We start from the raw sequence: 18,030 nt of genomic DNA, 5'->3' as shown, positions 1-18,030 counted from the left end.
AGTGGGGATTTTTTGACGATTGTTTATTTTGCCGGTTTGGAAAGGTTAGCTTTCTGGAACCCTTAGTAACTGTCCAAGGCTGCGAACAACATGTAAGCGAACAACACCACCCACATGATCCATCCGGAGTTGAAGCCGGAACTCCCAATCCGAAAATATCCTCCCACTTCGCGATAAAACCGGGGGACAGCAGCTCTGCATTTCCGATGATGGTGCCGAACACCACCGACGAAAAGGACGTGGTTGGCCACGTTCAGGAACGCGATCTTCACGTTCCATTGGGCAACGATCCATTTGTAGATCGCCAGAGCAACATCCAGCGCAAGAACCACCGCGATAAACGGCCAATACGAAAGCAGTACCTCCTGATTAAAGATCGGAGTCGTCATTTCTATGCCGTTTCGGCCTTTCTCATATACGCCAATCAACCGATCTGCGTTAAAATAGACGCTTCCCCATATCGCCGTCCACATGAGGCTGGCGAATACCTCGCTTTTCTTGATCACTTTCTTCGCAGGGACATATCGGGTATCCTTCAAATCATCCGGCGTCCAAGCTTTGAACTTGCCGTTCAGCGGCAGTTCATTGCCGGTTCCCGTCCGTTCCAGAATGACAAACGCCAGGGTAATCCAAAATACGGTCTGCACCCCCGTGCTAAACACCGTCCCTATAGCTTTGCTGAGCAGGACTGCCGCGGCCTCCGCCGGAACGACTTCACCAGAATACGTAATGATTTGGTTGGCAATCAGCGAAAGGAGGGTAATTACGACCACGATCGGGACAATCATTTTCAAGACCTGAACATAAGTTTCATAGAAGCGAGGCCCGATCAAAAACGTTGGTTGGTCCCGATACTGAGCGGCCAACACGGCCGGATCGCCCAATTGAGTCAGCGCCTCCTTCACTTCGGCTTCGCTGGGTTCCTCCGCCAGCATATCCTCAATCGTGGAGCGCAGCTCCAGCGCGATGTCCTCCCGGCTCCGTTCCGGCAGCCGGTGAGTAAGTTCCTGCTTCTCCAGCCGGCGCAGCAGCGGATACAATGTGCTTTGATCAATGGTGATCCCGGATTGATCCAGCCGTTGAACGAGCGAATACCCGTATTGCGGCGTTCGCAACTGGCTTAGCACCGCCAAGGTCAACGTTCCGCGACGGAGCTCCGTGATCAAGGAAATTATTTTTCGTATACTGTGTGTCGTTTCCCCAAGGGGTCCTTCTCGCGCCTCTTTGCATGATTATCCCTTTCGTTCAGCGGAAAAATGAGGAGATCAAGGGAGGGCAAGATAAGGTTACCTGGTGACTGGTAATGAGATGCGCACTTTCTGAGGCAACGGGATAATCATCAAGGGAAGGCGGCTGGCATAGGTGCCCTACGGAGGCCCTAACGACAAAAAATCCCGCCTCACAACGAGACAGGATTTCAACTCATAAGTTTCTAAGCTTTGGCAACCTCACTTCAAACTCGGTCCGAATCAGATCGCTTTGCACCGAGATGGTGCCTTCGTGCTGCTCCACGATATTTTTGGCGATAAACAGGCCAAGACCGGTGCTGCCTTCCTGATACGTACGCGCACGATCGCCGGTGAAGAACATATCAAACACATGCGGAAGCTCGTCCGGCGGAATGGAGTCCCCGTAGTTGGTCACGCGCACGACAACCTCTTCCCCGTCCATCTTCCCATGGACGTCAACGTACTCCCCGTCTTTGCCGTAACGAACGGCATTGGACAGCAAGTTCTCAAAGACGCGGGCAAGCAGATCGCCATCGCCGGAGATCATCAGCTGCGGTTCGGTTTTTAGGCGAACGGTCAGCTCATTTTTTTCAAACACGGGGTACATCTCTTCGGTTAATTGACTCAGCAGCTCGCTCAAATCAACCGGCCGGCGATGGATGTTCAGCTTACCGTAATTCATTCGCGTAACTTCGAATAACTCGTCGATCAGCTTCTCCAGACGCTGCGATTTGGTGTAGGCGATCGTGGTGTAATGCTTCATCTGCTCGGCGGTGAGGTCTTTCCCTTGCAGGATGAAATCCAGATATCCAATCACAGAAGTTAGCGGGGTTCGAAGATCATGGGCCAGGTTCAGCACAAGTTGCTCCTTGCTGTTCTCGGCAAAGTCGCCCCGTTCCACGGCTTGCTGCAGCTTCTCGCTGGCCAAATTGATGTCCCGCGCAATCTCTCCGAACTCGTCGCCGGAAGGAATATGAACCCGATGGGTGAAGTCTCCTCCCGCCAGTTGATTGATTCCCCGGGAAATTTCCCGGAAATACGCGACATAACGCCGAGTCAGCAAATAGAAGTATAAGAACGAGAGCGGGATAAAGATGATTAGAAACACGTTGATGTCACCGATCTCACGCATCATCCGGCGGACGTTATACAACGGGTCTTCACGCAGCAGCGTATGATAATACTCCCGCAGCGCCAGATAAGTCAGAAAGGTTGTCCCTGCAGACAATATCATGCTCAGCCCGAACAACCGGATCATTTGGAAGCGAAAGCTGCGAAATTTCGGTTTGTCGGTGTGATTATCCATTGAACGTGTACCCTACTCCCCAGACGGTTTTGATCAGCTTGTTCTTGTGCCGGTCTTCCCCCAGCTTCTTGCGCAAGCTTCGGATATGCACCATGACCGTATTCCCGCCTTCATAATAAGCCTCGCCCCAGACCTTCTCAAAAATATGCTCCGAACTGAACACCTTCTTCGGATGATTGGCCAGCAGGACCAAGATATCAAACTCTTTCGGCGTCAGCTCTACCGGTTCGCCGTAGAGGAACACTGTCCGGTGCTCGGGATGGATCACAAGCCCTCCGGCCTCCAGCACCGGCTCATCCGGGGGACCGGCAACCGACGGGTTCAGCTGGATAAAGCGCCGCAGTTGGGCGTTCACCCGGGCCACCAGCTCCATCGGATTAAACGGCTTCGTCATATAATCGTCCGCCCCGCGTACCAGGCCGGTGATTTTATCCAGATCGGTTGCTTTTGCACTTAAGAAAATGATCGGCAGATGGTGCTTCTCCCGGATTTGCCGGGTCACTTCATACCCATCGATCTTCGGCATCATAATGTCCAAGATCGCAAGATCCACGGATTGCGTCTGGATGACATCCAGCGCCTCCTGCCCGTTGGACGCTTTGATACAGCGGTATCCTTCCCGGGCCAGGTGCAGCTCGATCAAGTCGGCGATTTCCGGCTCATCGTCCGCAATCAGTACCGTGATAGGTTTCATCGATCATCGCTCCTTTTCATGGACAGCATAACCGAAGAGACCTTACGATTTCAAATGTTCATTCAGCACGTTCTCTTCCAGAACATCATAGCTGCCATACACCTTGTGGATATGCTGCTCTCCCCAGGCGCACAGCGCATCCAAAATTCCCCGTAAGCTCTCCCCGTATTCGCTTAGCTCATACTCGACCCGAGGCGGGACCTCCTGGTAGACGATCCGGCGAATAACGCCGTCGGCCTCCAGTTCGCGAAGCTGTTGGGTCAACATTTTCTGAGTGATGTCGGGCATCAGGCGTTTTAATTCACTGGTTCGTTTCCGACCGTGCGTCAAGTGGCACAGGATCACGCATTTCCACTTCCCGCCGATCACCTCAAGCGTCGCTTCTACGGAGATATTATATTTCTTCTCTTTCATTGAGATTGCTCCTTCTTTTTAATAGGCACAAAAAAGTACCTACATTACTTTTAGGTTCCTATATTACTTCAAAGTGCGTACTTCTCAAAAACTACCCTATCTCCCATAATAGCATTTGTCGCTCGCTTCTGCATCATTCCCCGGCAGATCAGCGGCGAACCTGCAAACCATTATCTTTTGGGAGGTAGATTGACTCATGAATCATCAAAGAAGCACCTTGGCGCTGCTCGCCTTGGCCATTAGTGCCTTTGCCATCGGGACAACCGAATTTATCAGCGTCGGTCTGCTGCCTTTGATCGCCGAGGACCTGCACATTTCTACGACCACCGCAGGGCTGACGGTTTCCTTATATGCGTTAGGCGTCACTTTTGGAGCACCGGTACTCACGTCGCTAACCGCACGAATGTCGCGCAAAACACTGCTGCTGTGGATCATGGTCGTCTTCATGATCGGCAATGCCTTGGCTGCGGCGGCAACTAGCATTGTCATGCTGCTCGCGGCAAGGGTGATCTCTGCTTTTTCACACGGCGTGTTTATGTCGATCGGTTCAACGATTGCCGCTGACTTAGTGCCGGAACACCGCCGGGCCAGCGCGATTTCCATCATGTTCACCGGCTTGACCGTTGCGACGGTCACCGGCGTGCCGCTTGGCACCTTCATCGGTCAACAGTTCGGCTGGCGCGCCGCCTTTATCCTGATCGTCGTCGTGGGGCTCATTGGCTTTATCTCCAACAGCCTGCTGGTGCCATCCGGCTTGCGGAAAGGGGGGCGAACCGCGTTCCGTGACCAGGTGAAGCTGGTGACGAACGGACGGCTGCTGCTATTGTTCCTGATCACGGCCCTCGGGTATGGAGGCACCTTTGTCGTTTATACCTACTTATCGCCGATCCTTCTTGAAATTACAGGCTTCAAGGAAAGCGCGGTCGCCGTCATCTTGCTGGTCTACGGCATCGCGATTGCCATCGGCAACATGGTGGGCGGCAAGTTGTCCAATCGTCAGCCAATTCGGGCCTTGTTCTATATGTTTATCGTACAGGCGCTGATCCTGCTGGCCTTGCTGTTCACGGCTCCGTTCAAAGTCGCCGGCTTGGTGACCATTTTCCTCATGGGGCTGCTGGCCTTCATGAACGTTCCGGGGCTGCAGGTTTACGTCGTGATGCTGGCAGAGCGGTTTGTCCCATCCGCCGTCGACGTGGCCTCCGCGATCAACATCGCGGCCTTTAACGCCGGGATTGCCCTGGGGTCTTACCTGGGCGGGGTCATCACCGATTCGTTGGGTCTGATCCATACCTCGTGGATTGGCGCACTGATGGTCGCAGCTGCCGTACTTCTCACGGGCTGGAGCCGTGCTCTGGAAAGAAAAGACCGGCAGGAGACGGTCATTTCACAACCATCGCTTCAACATAACTAATCATCTATTTCATCACTAAACCAACATGAAAATTAATAGGAGGCGCATTTTGTTATGATCACCCATTTACAAGATACCACCACCCTGCACAACGGAGTGAAGATGCCTTGGTTTGGCCTTGGCGTATTCAAGGTCGAGGAAGGACAGGAGCTGGTAGACGCGGTGAAGTTCGCAATTACCCACGGCTACCGCAGCATCGATACCGCAGCAATCTACGCGAATGAAAAAGGCGTCGGACAAGGCATCCGCGAAGGCTTGCAGGAAGCCGGTATCCCGCGTGAAGCGCTGTTTGTCACTTCGAAGGTATGGAACGCCGACCTCGGATACGAAGAGACGCTCGCTGCTTATGAAACCAGCCTGCAGAAGCTGGGACTAGACTATCTGGACCTGTATCTGATTCACTGGCCCGTCGCCGGTAAATATAAAGAAGCTTGGCGTGCGTTAGAAACGCTCTACCAAGCCGGAAAGGTCAAGGCGATCGGCGTCAGCAACTTCCAAGTTCACCATCTGAAGGACTTGATGGAAGACGCGGAAATCGTGCCGATGGTCAATCAGGTCGAATACCATCCTCGTCTGACGCAGCAGGAAGTGCAAGCCTTCTGCCGCGAACACGGCATTCAAATGGAGGCATGGTCCCCGCTCATGCAAGGGCAACTGCTGGATCATCCTGTGTTACAAGAGCTTGCCCGTAAATATGGAAAATCGGTCGCCCAAATCATCCTTCGCTGGGATTTACAGAACGGCGTGGTAACGATTCCGAAATCGACCAAGCCGGATCGGATTGCCGAGAACGCAGACGTGTTTAATTTCGCGTTGACGGAAGAGGATATGGCACGGATCAGCGCGCTTAACGAGAACCTTCGCGTGGGTCCGGACCCCGACAACTTTGATTTCTAAGCCTACCAAAAAAGAGCAGATACCGTGGATCCGCTGGATCCTTCGGGTCTGCTCTTTGTCAGCTGTAGGGACCGATTTCGATGTAATGATGCTCGGTCTCATAGGTGAGACTCTTGTATTTTCCATTCTCTTTGATCGAAAATTCGGCGACCGCATATATTTCATACGTTCCGATCCGATCGATCCGGGTCTCGAAAAACTCGTTAATATCCGTTTCTCCCCCCATGCTGCGAACCACCGCACTGTCCACCTGGGTGATCGTGTTCACCCGGTTGCCCAAGCTGTCCACGATCAGGTAATGGAACACCCGAGGGCGACTCATCAGCTCATATTCGGTTTTGGACAAATTATGCAGGCTGGCGATTAACGTAAAGGTCTCGTCTATCCCAGCACGCTTCGGAACAGACAACTCTACGGTAAAAGGACCTTCCGCATCCTGCGCTGGATCTTCGGGTACGGCCGGTCTCAGCTTATTGATCGCTTTGTTCACCGGATCGAAGGTGCCGCATCCGACAAGCAGGAGCGCCAATAGCATCACGGTCAAACCTAACGCGTATTTCCTCAATCCGCATCACCTCAAAATGAAAGACGACATCCCGCCTGTTTTGTTGCAGAAGGACGTTCTTAAATCTTAAAGAAAGGGTACCCCAAAGGTACCCATGAAATCAAGGACCCTCGGTCAGCCCGCGGATGAACGCGCATGGACAACCGCCATTTTTGAGCGATTTGTGAACCGAGGATAGGCTGCCTTCCCGGAACCATACTAATACCAGCTTTATCCAAATCATCAACGATGGAGGCTGGACCGTAATGGCGCAAAAAAGAATGAATCTGCTGATGTTCAGCGGGGATTACGACAAAGCAATGGCCGGGCTGATTCTGGCGAACAGCGCGCGGGATATCGGTGTGGAGGTGACGATGTTTTTTGCCTTCTGGGGCCTGTTTCTCGTGCGCGATCCGGAGAAGATGACGCTGGAGGACAAAACGCTGTATGAGAAGCTGATGACTTGGATGACCCCCAAAGGGCCGGACGAGCTGCCGCTCTCCAAAATGAATTACAGCGGGCTGGGCAAATGGATGTTGGATGAGATGATCGAGGACCAGGAGGCCCCCCGTCTGATCCACTTTCTCAAAGGAGCCCGCAAGAAAAACATCAAGTTCTACGGCTGCAAGCTGTCGGTGGAGATTATGGGCTTTAAGCCGGAGGAATTCCTCCCGGAGGTGGAGATCATCGATGCCCAAACGTACCTGCGCGATGCCTTGGAATCGGATATTCAGCTGTTTATCTGAAGACGAAGCCTACGTAAGGCGCGCCGCTGTCCGCTTTGTGGAGGTTTTCTGAACTTTCCCCCGCAGCCCTAACCCCCCTAGGCGAATGCACATAACCTAAAGCGTTATTACAGTAACCTAACAGGGGGAGACTTGGTTTGCTGGAGATAGAGGAATTGGAATTTGAGGTTTACCGGAAAAATACGATCGGCTACCGCCATCCTTTTGTTACGCCGTACGGGACGCAAACGTTGCTCTATGCCGATTGGGCCGCCAGCGGCCGCCTATATCGGCCGATTGAACAGAAGCTAGCCCAGGAGATCGGCCCGCTGGCGGGCAATCCCCACACCGCCGCCAGCTTGACCGGCACGGCCATGACCGCCGCTTATGAGGAGGCGAAGCGGATCATCAAGCACCATGTCCACGCCGGCCCCAACGACATCCTGTTATTCGAGGGAACGGGGATGACGGGGGCGGTGAACAAGCTGCAGCGCCTGCTTGGATTAAAGGTCCCCGCCGCTTGGCGGGCAGCTTACCGGATTGGAATGGCCGAACGGGAGCGGCCGGTTGTTTTCATCACGCATATGGAGCATCACTCCAACCACATCTCCTGGGCGGAAACGATCGGCGAGGTCGTCTGCCTCCCGCCGGGGGCCGACGGCCGCGTGGATCCGGCTTGGCTGGACTTCCTGCTCCGCCGCTACCGGGAGCGCCGCGTCAAAATCGGCGCGTTTACCGCCTGCTCCAATGTGACCGGCTTCGTGACGCCAATTCATGAGCTCGCGCGGGTGATGCATCGGCACGGCGGCATCTGCGTGGCGGATTACTCCGCCAGCGCCCCTTACGTCCCGATCAATATGCATCCGCCGGGAGCGCCGGAGGAGCGGCTTGACGCCATCCTCTTCTCCCCGCATAAGTTTCTGGGCGGCCCCGGCACGAGCGGGGTGCTGGTGATGAATGCGGGGCTCAGCGCGGGGGCGTCGCCGGACCGCCCGGGCGGCGGCACGGTGTCCTGGACCAGCCCGTGGGGCTTAGTCCAGTATCTATCCGACGCCGAATCACGGGAGGATGGCGGGACGCCGGGGGTGATGCAGGCGGCACGCACGGCGCTATGCCTGCGGCTCAAAGAGAAGATGGGCGCAGGCCGCCTGCTCCGCCGGGAACGGGAGCTAACCGACCGGTTGCTGTCGGAGCTGGAAACCGTCCCAGGGCTGACCATCCTGGGCGGGCCTAGCCGCGAGCGTCTGGGGATCGTCTCGTTCACCCTGGATCAGGTTCACTATAACCTGGCCGTCAAGCTGCTGAACGACCACTTTGGCATCCAGGCCCGCGGCGGCTGCTCCTGCGCGGGAACGTATGGCCATTATCTGCTGGGCATCGATCAGGCTACCTCGCAACGGATCGCCCGCCGAATCGCTAGCGGCGATTTCACCGCAAAACCTGGCTGGATCCGGATCTCCCTGCATCCGATCATGACGGCCGACGAGGTCGCCTTTATCGGATACGCGCTCCGTCAGGTGGCCGCCCGAGGCCAAGATTGGGCTAGAGATTACAGCTACGATCCCCGAACCAATGAGTGGTCCCATCGGCGCGGAGAACCGCGGATCAACCTCGACGAATGGTTTCGCTTGCCGGATCCCAGCGCCAAGGGCAAGGGAATCCTTGCAGATGAACCCCGCCAAACGATAGCGGAACTTCACATCCCCTAAGCCAAGGCGATTCAGAAGATGTTCAACTTGGCGGAACAGGTCCTTGGGGTATTCGGCTCCTTGCGCGACCAGTTCCAACACCGTTTGCTCAACGCAGCCAAGACCGTTCACCACATGCAGCATCGCTTCTCCTCCTTCATAAAGATCGCGGTACATCAGGGATGCTTGCTGCATCCGGGTCGGAGACCACCGGCAGCTCCTGGCGTTTGGCCTCCTGCCCGGCACTGCCCGAGCCGCTTCGGTTCGCCAAGTACACCCCGCCGAGGATGAACACCAGCCCGACCAGCAAGCGCCAGCTCACCGGCTCGTTCAGCAGCGTGAACCCCCAAATAATCGCGCTCGCCGGAACGAGATACGTGACGGTGGTGGCGAATTGCGGGGTTCCTTTTTGGACCATAAAGTAGAACAAAATATACGCCACCCCCGAGCCAAACACGCCCAGCCCGATCACCGCGCCAAGCGTAGGGAGCTTAGCCAGCGGGGCCAGCGAGTCCCGCTCGGCGATCAGCGCCATAAGACCGCTGCCGCCCATCGCGCTGATCAAGGTGCCGAAGGTCACCTGATACATCGACAACCCGCCGGACAGGCGCTTGGACAGGTGCGTGCCGACGGCATAACACAACGTTGCCGCCAGCATGCAGGCGAACCCAAGCATGTCTACCGAGGCAAGCGAAGTTGGGCTGACGCCTACAAGTACGAGCAAGCCGAGGAAAGCGATTCCCATCCCGGCCCACTGCATCCGGCTCGTGGCAACGCGAAAGAAGATGACGCCTACCACCAGAGTCCACAGCGGAGTCGTGGCGTTGAGCACCGACGCCAGGCTGCTCGTCAGCCGCGTCTCGCTGAAGCCGATCAACGCCCACGGAATCGCCGTGTTGATCAGCGCCATGATGACCATCGCCAGCCAAGGAATCGAGCGGAACCCAAACGGCTTGCGCAAGACGAGCATGACGCCCGTAATCGTTGCCAGCCCGAAGGCAGATCGCAGGAACGCTACGGTCCAGGGGCCGAAGTCGGGCAGCAGGATTTTGATGAAGAAAAACGAACCGCCCCAAATTAAACTAAGCATAATTAAGGCAAAATACAGCGTACGTCCCACTCTTATCCCTTCTTTCTAGGATCTCTCGGGCATATCTAATAACGTAACCCGGATCTCTAATGATCTTGATTGTATCACGAGGATGCCTCGATGTTCATCGAAGCATGCCTGCAAATTTGAGGAGGTATGGATGAAAGTCGAGGAAGCTCGAAAGGCTGCCGCCCGATGGGTCGACCAACATGCCAGCCGGGAAGCCGGTTTCCTAGGTGCTTACTTCAGCGGCTCCACGGTGGGATTACCGGGAGAAGCAGATCTGCCGGAAAGCTCCGACATCGATCTGATCGTTGTAACTCAGCCGACAGAGCCTCCGCCGAAACTGGGAAAATTCCGTTACGAGCAAGCATTACTTGAAGCAACCTACCTGTCCTGGAGCCAGCTGGCATCGGCGGAAGCGGTACTATCAGATTATCATCTGGCCGGGAGCTTCCGGACGGATACGATCATCGCCGACCCTACGGGGCGGCTACGCCGGCTGCAAGCGGAAGTGGCCCCCCGCTTCGCCGAGAAGCCTTGGGTCCTGCGGCGCTGCAAGCATGCGCACGATCGGATCGAACGCGGGCTCCGCAGCATCGATCCCGAGGCGCCGCGGCAGGACCAAGTCTTAGGATGGTTGTTCCCAACCGGGGTGACAACCCATGTGCTGCTGACCGCGGCCCTTCGCAACCCCACCATACGGCTTCGTTACCTAGCGGCCCGCGAGGTGCTCGAGGCGTATGGGCATAGCGAGACCTATGCCGAACTGCTGCCGCTCCTGGGTTGCTCACAGCTCACCGCCCAAAGGACGGAGGAGCATTTGAAGGCGCTGGAGCGTACGTATGACACGGCGGCAGCGCGGGTTGCCACGCCGTTCCCCTTCTTAAGCGACATCACACCCGGCGCGCGTTCGGTCGCCATTGACGGCAGCCGCGAGCTGATTGAGCGCGGCCGCCATCAAGAGGCGGTGTTCTGGATCACCGCCACGTTTGCGCGTTGCCATAAGATGCTGGCAGCCGACGCACCGGAGGAAGGGGAGCGGCTCGCCCCGGATTTCCACGCCTTGCTGGCCGACCTTGGCGTCGGAACCACGGCGGCCTTACTGCAGCGAGCAGATGAGGTGCTCCGCTATCTCCCCCGCCTCATGGCCGTTGCGCAGGCCATCGTGGACGCCAACCCCGCTATCAAACCCGGCTCGGCTTGACTCGCCGAACCCGACACATCAGCAATAAGCCCCCAATCACAAAGTACGATGCAATTGGGGGCTATCTCATCTAGCGTTGCTTATGTGGTTTAGTCGATGCGAAGCTCGCCGTCGTAAGAGGTAATGATTTTGTAGAGGTCCGGCCGGCGGTCGCGGAAAATCCCCCACTCAATACGCTGGATCTCCAGCTGATCGAGGTCAAATTCCGCTACCAGCACCGTCTCCTCCGTACGGTTGGCTTCTGCAACTTTGTTGCCCTGCGGCCCGGCGATAAAGGACGAGCCATAGAACGTGATGCTCGAATCCTCGTCGGACTCAACGCCAACGCGGTTCGAGGCGATCACCGGCACCAGGTTGGAAGCGGCATGTCCAAGCATGCACATCTGCCAGTGATCCTTGGAGTCGATCGAGCTGTCCTGCGGCTCCGAACCAATCGCCGTCGGATAGAACAGCAGCTCGGCGCCCATCAGCGCCATGCAGCGGGCAGCTTCCGGATACCACTGATCCCAGCATACGCCAACGCCGATTTTGGCATAACGCGTCTTCCACACTTTAAACCCGGTGTCTCCCGGATTAAAATAAAATTTCTCCTCATACCCCGGGCCGTCCGGGATATGGCTTTTGCGGTAAAGGCCAAGCACTTCGCCGTCCGCGTCAATCACCGCCAGCGAGTTGTAGCGTGCGTTGTTTTTTTTCTCATAGAAGCTGATCGGCAGAACCACTTCCAGCTCCTTGGCGACCTTGCGGAAGTGCTGAATCGCGGCATTCTCCTCCAGTTCAGTTGCGTAGACGTAGTAGTCAGACTTTTCTTTTTGGCAAAAATACGGCGTTTCAAACAGCTCCTGCAACAAAATAATTTGTGCCCCCTGCCGGGCCGCTTCCCGGACCAGTCGATCCGCCTTTGCGATATTTTCTTCTTTATTGGATGAACAGCTCATTTGCGTAGCCGCAACTTTTACGTTTCTCATGTCGTTGGTCGAACCTCCTTCATTCTCGTTTATGCGCGTCTTGCCGCCATTTGCTGCGTTGTGCAGTGGACGTTGCCGCCTTCACGGATGATCGCCATCCCGTCGACGGTGCGGATCTTGCGATCCGGGAAGGTGTCGCTCAGCACCTGAATGGCCTTGCGGTCGGTTGCCTCCGCTGCGCCGCCAAAGATCGGCAAGATGATGCCGCCATTGACGAAATAGAAATTCAAATAGCTCAGCGTCAGCCGGCTATCCTCATAAAAAGCCTTCGGCGGCTGCGGGATCGGGATGATCTCCAGCTTGCGGCCTTGGGCGTCCGTTGCTGCGCTGAGGATGGCGATATTTTCCTGGGTGATGGCATAGTTCTCGTCGCTTGGATCATCGCATACCTGCAAAATGACCTTACCCGGTGCGGCGAAGCAGGCCACGTTGTCAATGTGACCGTCCGTTTCATCCCCGTCTAGACCGCGTTTCAACCAGATGATTTGGTCGACGTTAACATAGTTTTTCACAGCGGCCTCAATTTCTTCCCGGCTCAGCTGCGGATTCCGGTTCTCGTTTAACAAGCACTCCTCGGTCGTCAGCAGCGTACCTTCCCCGTCCGTATGGATGGATCCGCCCTCCAGCACCAGCGGGGCATCAAACCGCTTGACGTTCAGGGCTTCCAGAATTTGCGGCGCTACCGCATCGTCCAGATCCCATGGCGAATATTTGCCGCCCCAAGCGTTAAAGCGCCAGTTGACCCCGGCCAGCTCGCCTTCCGGATTCACGAGGAACGTCGGGCCGTTGTCACGCAGCCAGGCGTCGTTATGCTCGATCGGCATAAAAGAGATCCGTTCCGTGTTCGGATCCTGCGCAAAGCGAGCCTTCACCTGAGGTAAATCGTTCGGATTCACAACCACGGTGATCGGTTCAAACTCAGCAATCGCCGTAATAAATTCGGCATATCCGTCGCATACCTCGGCATACCGATCCGGATAGACCATCGACGCCTGCACCGGCCAGGAGATAAAAGTACGTTCATGCGGCGCCCATTCGGCCGGCATTTTATAGTTCAAATCTTTTGGATACATCGTTTCCTCCACTAAAAAATAATTTATCGTTTTCGAGCTAAATCCGGGACTGTCCTCATCGCTGCTTCTCCATGAGATGCCCCCATGGGTGCTGCTTCCCATGCCCTAACGCGGATGAGAAACGCTATTGGACGGATTTTCGCGTTGTTCAATTTCTAACGATGCTGTGGATCGCTATTTTCATCAAACCGCTTGATTCCGGCTCGAAAAATCGGATTTAAGCGCGGTGAGCAGCGTTAAAATGGTATCTCAGCGATTTGAGCCGACTTAAGCGCTGCGGCAAGCGTTAGACTTGCGGATTACCCTGAAATTCTAGCGCGTTCACCCAATTTACCATGATATCATATAACAAATTTTCCGCGCCTACAAATGGAAGTGTTGTCCGAAAAATCAATGCCTGATTTTCGGCGACATCGTCTCGTCGCAAGCGCTATAATGGGGGCATCAATCAACACGTCAAGGAGGCTTTCGTCCCGCATGATTCCCGCTGAGCGAAAAGAAGAATATTATCAAGCGTTGCTGGAGAAAAACTCGGAGTATGAAGGAGTCTTTTACGTCGGCGTTAAAACGACCGGCGTCTTCTGCCGCCCGTTGTCCCATCCAAACCACGTGTCTGATTGGGTCCGCATGCTGGTGGAAGCTGTAGAAGCGAATCCGGAGAAGCGCTGGAGGGACGAGGATTTTCGGCAGCTCTCCGTCGATGCGTCCACAGCGCGCCGCCAATTCAAGAAGCGCTTCGGCATGACCTTCGTGGAATACGCCCGTGCCCGGCGCATGGGACTAGCCCTGGGGAACATTCGCGCTGGCCGGCCGGTCATCGATGCTCAGCTCTCCACGGGATATGAATCGAGCAGCGGCTTCCGGGATGCGTTCTCCCGCATGATGGGGGCTGCGCCAACCCGCCTGGGTGGTACCACAGAAGCCAACGCGATGGGCGAGGCTTGATCCACCGCGGCAAGGAGGTCGTGATCGTGGTGAACGACCAAGTTGTCAAGCTGCCCCGCGGCCAGCAAAGCGCCGCCGCCACGCAGGTGGCCAGCGGCGGCGGACGATATAGCACGGGCGGCACCAACTCCGCCATCAGCAGCCCCGGGACGCGCCAGCAGCACGCCGTCGGCGGCGGCAGCGGCAGCGTGGCTGCGAACAAGTACGGTCGCGGACGCCATAAGAAACACGGCCGTAAACGCAGAGGGTGATCTAAACGTTACTCCCCCAACACTTCGATCGCCCGTTCCAAGCCGATAACCAGCTGTTCCAGCGACATGCTGGGGGCGCCGGGATGCCGTTCCGCTTGCTCCGGCAGGTAAGGGACATGGATGAACCCGCCGCGGATTGACTTCCCGCTGACGGCGAGGTGGTGCATCAGCCCGTAAAAAAGGTGGTTGCACACGAAGGTACCGGCCGAAAGCGAAAGCGACGCGGGAATCCCCTCGCCCCGTAGACGGTCGACCATGCGCTTGACCGGCAGCGTGGTCCAATAAGCCGGCGGGCCCACTGGCACGACCGGCTCGTCAACCGGCTGGTATCCGGCATTGTCGGCGATGTTGGCGTCGTTTAAGTTGACGGCGATCCGTTCGAACGAAATCCCCTCTCGGCCGCCGGCCTGTCCCAACGCGATTACCACCTCGGGTTCGTATTGCTGGATGGCGGTCAGCAGTCGCTCGGTGGATTGTCCGAACACTGTGGGCAGCTCCAGACCTACAATCTCAAAGGAGCCGATCACACGGCCCTGCAGCCGGCGCACCGCTTCAACCGCCGGATTGACGGGTTCGCCGCCAAAGGGTTCGAAGCCGGTAAGCAATAATTTTTTCATTGGATCTTCCTCTCCCTCTTGATAACCGATGGTCGCTTACGTTATACTGCTAAACAAATCAAATCTCGGAATCATGCCTATGAAGAGCATCCAACTCGGAGGCGTTTTCGTCAAGGGGAACATCGCGTTAAATGCGTAAGCCCTTCCCCCTAAGCTAACCGGGTCCGCCCGTTACCGCGGAACTAAAGGGGATTGAACCGGACCTGCCGGTTTGATCAATTTGGGTGGCACCGCGAGTCGATAAGCGCTCCTCGTCCCAATCGGACGAAGGGCGCTTTTTTGTATTCATATCGAAAAAAGGAGCGGATCACCTATGTTAGACATCAAATGGATTCGGGAGCATCAAGAACAGGTTCAAACGGTGGCGGAGGAAAAGGGCATCGAGTTGTCGGTTCCCGAGCTCTTGCGCTGGGACGACCAACGCCGGGCGTTGCTGCAGGAGACGGAGCGGCTGCGCCAGGAGCGCAACCGGCTGACGCCGCAAATAGAGGCACTAATTCGGGAGCAAGAGCCGGAGGCCGCCGCCGCATTAAAAGACGAAGTCAAGCAGCTGAACCGGCGGTTGAACGGATTGGAGAAAGAGCTGGAGGAAGCCGAACACGAGTATCGACGACTGATGCTGCTCGTCCCTAACCGGGTCTCTCCCGATACGCCCAAGGGCCGGTCGGATCTCGACAATGTTGAGGTGAAGCGGGTCGGCGCACCTCCAACATTTGAATTTACACCGCGTGACCACGTCGCTTTAGGCGAGCTCCACCGGATGATCGACATCCCGCGCGGAGTCAAAACGGCTGGCGCACGCAACTACTACCTGAGCGGCGCAGGAGTCCTGCTCCACCGGGCGGTGCAGCAGCTCGCGATGGATCTCCTCGCAGCCAAAGGCTTCACCCTGCTGGAGGTCCCGTTAATGGTGCGCTCGGAGGCGCTCGTGAACACCGGGTTCTTCCCGCTGGGTGCGGATCAGACGTATCGGATGGCGGAGGACGACCGCTGGCTGGTCGGCACCGCCGAGGTTCCGCTCGTGTCGTATTACGACCGCGAAATCGTTGAACTCACCCAGCCGATCAAGCTTGCAGCGGCCTCGTTATGCTTCCGCAGCGAAGTCGGCTCGGCAGGCCGAGATGTGCATGGCTTATACCGCGTGCATCAGTTCTCGAAGGTCGAGCAAGTGGTGCTCTGTGAAAACAATCTGGATCTGTCGGAGCAGCTGTTTCAGGAAATCACCCAAAACGCCGAAGAGATGCTTCAGCTGCTGGAGCTGCCTTACCGGGTGATGGCGGTATGTACCGGCGACATGTCGCAAAAAACGTATAAACAATACGACATCGAAACGTGGATGCCTAGCCGCGGCGCTTACGGGGAGACCCATTCGTCATCGCAGCTATTGGATTTTCAGGCACGGCGTTCGAACATCCGCTTCAAGGACCGCAACGGTAAGCTGCAATATTGCTACACATTAAACAATACCATGGTGGCCTCGCCGCGAATCTTGATCCCGCTGCTGGAAAATCATCAGGAAGAAGACGGCAGCATCCGGATTCCGCTGGCGCTTCGTAAATATATGAATGGACTAGAACGCCTGACACCATTGGACCTGCAGGGATAGGTAACATTTTCCACAAAACAAATCCGCTTGGGTTTCGTCCAACTATATAAATCCATCCAGAAAATAGGTGATTTATGATGACGAAACCATGCTATACAGGATGTGAGCAGCGCTACGGTCAGCGAGGAACTGCTTCCTGCCGGCAGCAAGCTGCATGTCGTTCGTGAGGCCAGCGCGCTCTGGCTGGAGGTGCGTACCCCCGACGGGCGCTCCGGTTATGTATCCGCCAAGCCAAAGAGGGCAAGGAGGTTAGTCTAGACGAACTGCGCAAAGGGGATCTGCTGTTCTTCAGCGCACGCGGGCTGGACATCGGCCATGTTGGCATTTACATCGGGGATAATCAAATTTTGCACACCTACTCCAAAGAGAAAGGCGTCCATATCGAAGCGTTTGACGGCCAGTGGAAAAAGCGGTTTGTGACCGCGCGGCGGGTGCTCTAGACGTCTGCTGGTTCTAGATCGAGTACATTCAGTTTTCCTCCGGGTTTGCCGACATAATAATTAAAGAGTTGGCAAAGGAGGTGAATCCGTGCGGTTTTGCCGGCGACGTACAAACTAATTAAGCCGGATAAGGCGCATGGAGACGCGATGTGGAAATGGCTGAAAGGCTCGAAAGCAACCTCTGATCCTGCCCGCAGCGAAGCCGCCGCGGCAACCCAAGCTGACGCGCCCCTGACGGATGATCTCCCCCCGCAGCCCAAGGTCATCATTATTACCGGGACAAGCGGCTCCGGCCGCAAGAGCATCGCCAAGCAGCTGAGCACTGACCTGGGCCTTCCTTATGTGCTGCCTTATACAACCCGTGCTATACGTACGGGGGAACGGGACGGCGAGCACTACCGTTTTATTGCGGAAGCGGACTTTCAGGCGATGGCCAGCCGACAGGAGTTCAGCCAAAGCGTTCGCTTGGAGCGAGGCAGCTACGGCATCGCGGAGCGCGATCTAAGCGAAGCGCTGGAGCAGTATGGCGCGGCGGTCGTCGTCGTGAATCATGAAGGCATGCAGACGCTGCGGAAACGGTTTGGCCCGCAGGCGATTCGGATTTTCCTCTACGTGACGAAGGAGGACATTCGACTGCGCGAGGAACGGGAAGGGGCGCCACCCGAGGTCGTCGAAGAGTATTTAAGGAACTACTCCGAGCAGGTGATTTACAAGAAGGAATCCGACTATCTACTGCAAAACATCGATCCCGCCGAGACGCTGGCGAAGATTAAGGTTTTTTTGCAGGACAAAATCTAAACAGAAGCGGGTTGTCTCGGCCGAATACGGCTGGGCAGCCCGTTTTTTGATGCGTGGAGCCTAGTTAGGCGGATAAAATAAGCCAGCATCGAGGGTCCTTTGGAACGACTAAGCCGGTACCGCCTGT

Annotated in this window: 18 protein-coding genes and 3 pseudogenes; 11 read left to right on the top strand and 10 right to left on the bottom strand. The window is 56.2% G+C overall.

Annotated features, from left to right (window positions below; genetic code table 11):
• Positions 1–62 precede the first annotated feature (62 nt).
• The 5 genes and pseudogenes from M3G15_RS04150 to M3G15_RS04135 all read right to left on the bottom strand — a co-directional run.
• Positions 63–998, bottom strand: a pseudogene (locus M3G15_RS04150) (HAAS signaling domain-containing protein); the annotation flags it as partial.
• 3 nt (positions 999–1,001) lie between these two features.
• Positions 1,002–1,184, bottom strand: a pseudogene (locus tag M3G15_RS21605) (PadR family transcriptional regulator); the annotation flags it as partial.
• 238 nt (positions 1,185–1,422) lie between these two features.
• Positions 1,423–2,535: a sensor histidine kinase gene (locus tag M3G15_RS04145; protein ID WP_260070157.1), complete on the bottom strand. Its 1,113-nt coding sequence runs from the start codon at positions 2,533–2,535 to the stop codon at positions 1,423–1,425.
• Positions 2,528–3,229: a response regulator transcription factor gene (locus M3G15_RS04140; RefSeq protein ID WP_260070156.1), complete on the bottom strand. Its 702-nt coding sequence runs from the start codon at positions 3,227–3,229 to the stop codon at positions 2,528–2,530. Before M3G15_RS04140 ends, M3G15_RS04145 begins: the two co-directional genes overlap by 8 nt.
• Before the next feature lie 42 nt (positions 3,230–3,271).
• Entirely contained in the window at positions 3,272–3,643 is a 372-nt protein-coding gene (locus M3G15_RS04135; protein ID WP_009223526.1) for a winged helix-turn-helix transcriptional regulator, read from the bottom strand.
• A gap of 196 nt (positions 3,644–3,839) precedes the next feature.
• On the opposite strand from M3G15_RS04135, the gene M3G15_RS04130 reads away from it, so the two are divergent.
• Positions 3,840–5,054 (top strand): MFS transporter, encoded by a 1,215-nt coding sequence (locus M3G15_RS04130; protein WP_009223525.1) that lies wholly within the window; start codon positions 3,840–3,842, stop codon positions 5,052–5,054.
• 54 nt (positions 5,055–5,108) lie between these two features.
• A complete protein-coding gene (locus tag M3G15_RS04125; protein WP_260070155.1) occupies positions 5,109–5,951 on the top strand; it encodes an aldo/keto reductase in 843 nt (280 codons plus the stop codon).
• Positions 5,952–6,009: 58 nt separating this feature from the next.
• Here the strand turns inward: M3G15_RS04125 and M3G15_RS04120 are convergent, their stop codons facing one another.
• On the bottom strand, positions 6,010–6,516 hold the full coding sequence (locus M3G15_RS04120) for a hypothetical protein (protein ID WP_009223523.1): 507 nt from the start codon (positions 6,514–6,516) through the stop codon (positions 6,010–6,012).
• A gap of 245 nt (positions 6,517–6,761) precedes the next feature.
• Here M3G15_RS04120 and M3G15_RS04115 point away from each other — a divergent pair, with 245 nt between their 5' ends.
• On the top strand, positions 6,762–7,241 hold the full coding sequence (locus tag M3G15_RS04115; protein ID WP_036644137.1) for a DsrE/DsrF/DrsH-like family protein: 480 nt from the start codon (positions 6,762–6,764) through the stop codon (positions 7,239–7,241).
• A gap of 137 nt (positions 7,242–7,378) precedes the next feature.
• The gene (locus M3G15_RS04110) at positions 7,379–8,929 is read left to right on the top strand and encodes an aminotransferase class V-fold PLP-dependent enzyme (protein ID WP_260070154.1); all 1,551 of its coding nucleotides are present in this window, start codon (positions 7,379–7,381) and stop codon (positions 8,927–8,929) included.
• 136 nt (positions 8,930–9,065) lie between these two features.
• Here M3G15_RS04110 and M3G15_RS04105 read toward each other — a convergent pair whose 3' ends face one another.
• On the bottom strand, positions 9,066–10,028 hold the full coding sequence (locus M3G15_RS04105) for a DMT family transporter (RefSeq protein WP_260070153.1): 963 nt from the start codon (positions 10,026–10,028) through the stop codon (positions 9,066–9,068).
• Positions 10,029–10,158: 130 nt separating this feature from the next.
• Between M3G15_RS04105 and M3G15_RS04100 the strand changes: the two genes are divergently transcribed.
• Complete coding sequence (locus M3G15_RS04100; protein ID WP_260070152.1) at positions 10,159–11,205, top strand: hypothetical protein; 1,047 nt, start codon at positions 10,159–10,161, stop codon at positions 11,203–11,205.
• An 89-nt stretch (positions 11,206–11,294) separates the two neighbouring features.
• On the opposite strand, the gene aguB is transcribed toward M3G15_RS04100, so the two are convergent.
• Both aguB and M3G15_RS04090 read right to left on the bottom strand, forming a co-directional pair.
• Positions 11,295–12,173, bottom strand: coding sequence for an N-carbamoylputrescine amidase (aguB, locus tag M3G15_RS04095; RefSeq protein ID WP_009223518.1), 879 nt, complete (start codon positions 12,171–12,173; stop codon positions 11,295–11,297).
• A gap of 29 nt (positions 12,174–12,202) precedes the next feature.
• A complete protein-coding gene (locus M3G15_RS04090; RefSeq protein ID WP_036644135.1) occupies positions 12,203–13,246 on the bottom strand; it encodes an agmatine deiminase family protein in 1,044 nt (347 codons plus the stop codon).
• Between the two features lie 477 nt (positions 13,247–13,723).
• On the opposite strand from M3G15_RS04090, the pseudogene M3G15_RS04085 reads away from it, so the two are divergent.
• Both M3G15_RS04085 and M3G15_RS04080 read left to right on the top strand, forming a co-directional pair.
• Positions 13,724–14,155, top strand: a pseudogene (locus M3G15_RS04085) (helix-turn-helix domain-containing protein); the annotation flags it as partial.
• Positions 14,156–14,220: 65 nt separating this feature from the next.
• The gene (locus tag M3G15_RS04080) at positions 14,221–14,442 is read left to right on the top strand and encodes a hypothetical protein (RefSeq protein ID WP_260070151.1); all 222 of its coding nucleotides are present in this window, start codon (positions 14,221–14,223) and stop codon (positions 14,440–14,442) included.
• 8 nt (positions 14,443–14,450) lie between these two features.
• Here the strand turns inward: M3G15_RS04080 and pcp are convergent, their stop codons facing one another.
• On the bottom strand, positions 14,451–15,059 hold the full coding sequence (gene pcp, locus M3G15_RS04075) for a pyroglutamyl-peptidase I (protein WP_260070150.1): 609 nt from the start codon (positions 15,057–15,059) through the stop codon (positions 14,451–14,453).
• Positions 15,060–15,372: 313 nt separating this feature from the next.
• On the opposite strand from pcp, the gene serS reads away from it, so the two are divergent.
• The 4 genes from serS to M3G15_RS04055 all read left to right on the top strand — a co-directional run bounded on the left by serS (position 15,373) and on the right by M3G15_RS04055 (position 17,903).
• Positions 15,373–16,665 carry a serine--tRNA ligase gene (serS, locus tag M3G15_RS04070; protein ID WP_260070149.1) on the top strand — a complete coding sequence of 431 codons (1,293 nt, stop codon included), beginning with the start codon at positions 15,373–15,375 and terminating at the stop codon, positions 16,663–16,665.
• Between the two features lie 102 nt (positions 16,666–16,767).
• Positions 16,768–16,923, top strand: a complete 156-nt coding sequence (locus M3G15_RS04065) for an SH3 domain-containing protein (protein WP_260070148.1) — start codon at positions 16,768–16,770, stop codon at positions 16,921–16,923.
• Positions 16,887–17,105: a C40 family peptidase gene (locus M3G15_RS04060; RefSeq protein ID WP_311202252.1), complete on the top strand. Its 219-nt coding sequence runs from the start codon at positions 16,887–16,889 to the stop codon at positions 17,103–17,105. Before M3G15_RS04065 ends, M3G15_RS04060 begins: the two co-directional genes overlap by 37 nt.
• Before the next feature lie 96 nt (positions 17,106–17,201).
• Positions 17,202–17,903, top strand: a complete 702-nt coding sequence (locus M3G15_RS04055; RefSeq protein WP_260070147.1) for a guanylate kinase — start codon at positions 17,202–17,204, stop codon at positions 17,901–17,903.
• Positions 17,904–18,030 lie beyond the last annotated feature (127 nt).

This window comes from Paenibacillus sp. p3-SID1389 (assembly GCF_025151705.1).
GTDB classification, from domain to species: Bacteria; Bacillota; Bacilli; order Paenibacillales; family Paenibacillaceae; genus Fontibacillus; species Fontibacillus phoenicis.
The sequence above is the reverse complement of the archived record's forward strand: the minus strand, read 5'-3'. Positions and strand labels throughout refer to the sequence as shown.